Origin of the sequence: Fusobacterium sp. DD2 (genome assembly GCF_018205345.1) — a bacterium.
Taxonomy (GTDB): Bacteria; Fusobacteriota; Fusobacteriia; order Fusobacteriales; family Fusobacteriaceae; genus Fusobacterium_A.
On sequence record NZ_JADRHM010000125.1, the window covers coordinates 1 to 944 of the forward strand.

2 protein-coding genes are annotated in these 944 nt (G+C 35.8%); both read left to right on the forward strand.

Features of this window, described 5'->3' with window-relative positions:
* A partial coding sequence (locus IX290_RS11385) for a helix-turn-helix domain-containing protein (protein WP_211493309.1) occupies nucleotides 1–556 on the forward strand: 556 nt, incomplete at its 5' end.
* Nucleotides 487–944 (forward strand): IS3 family transposase (locus IX290_RS11390; protein ID WP_211493310.1); only part of this gene is annotated, 458 nt, incomplete at its 3' end. The genes IX290_RS11385 and IX290_RS11390, both read left to right, overlap by 70 nt.

A 944-nucleotide genomic window follows, 5' to 3' on the forward strand; every position in this document is an offset into this window, starting at 1 on the left:
TTATGAATTTAAAAGAATGTGTATTGAACTTTATCGATTAGGAAGGTATCCAGAAACACCTGATGGAGTACCAACGCAAAAATTTCGTAATGAGATTCGTGCTTGGGTAAGAATGGTTGAAAATAATGGACTGGAAGTATTACGCCATAAACCTCAGAATAAAACCTGGACAGCAGATGAACGTTTAAAGCTGGTATCACAAGTTTTAGCAGGACAATCCTATACCTCTGTAGCAATCTCAGCGGGGATTCATTCAGGACAACTTTATCAATGGGTTCACAAATATAAACGAATGGGATATAATGGCCTTGTAGATAAGAAAAGAGGAAGGAAATCTAAAGGGGAGGCCAATATGAAGAAAGATATGAAACCCGCACCGCTCACTGAATCAGAACGTGAAGAACTTATTCGTCTTCGCGCTGAAGTAGAATATATTAAAACAGAAAATGAAGTAATAAAAAAAGAAATTGCCTTGAGAGAGGAAAAATGGGCTGCACAACTCAAGGCGAAAAAGCAGCGATCGTTAAAGAACTCAAAGAAAAAGGATACAAATTAAAATATCTATTAAAAACTATTGGGATAGCCAAATCAACTTATTATTACGAGATTAAGAAAGTCGATGCAGTGAAACTAAGAAATATTAAGGTTGCAAAAGAAATACGTATAATATTCCAGGAGAATAAACAACGATACGGTGTTAGGCGTGTACATAAAGAACTTGAAAATCGTGGCATAAGAGTTAACCACAAGCGTGTACAAAGACTTATGCACGACATGGGATTAATGGGTAAACGTCCAAAAGTAAAGTATCATTCATACTTAGGAAACATTGGAAAAGTTGCGCCAAATATTATCAATAGAGATTTTTCAGCCAGTGCACCACTACAAAAATGGACAACTGATGTATCACAATTTACTTTTTCCTGGGGAAAATGTTACTTTTC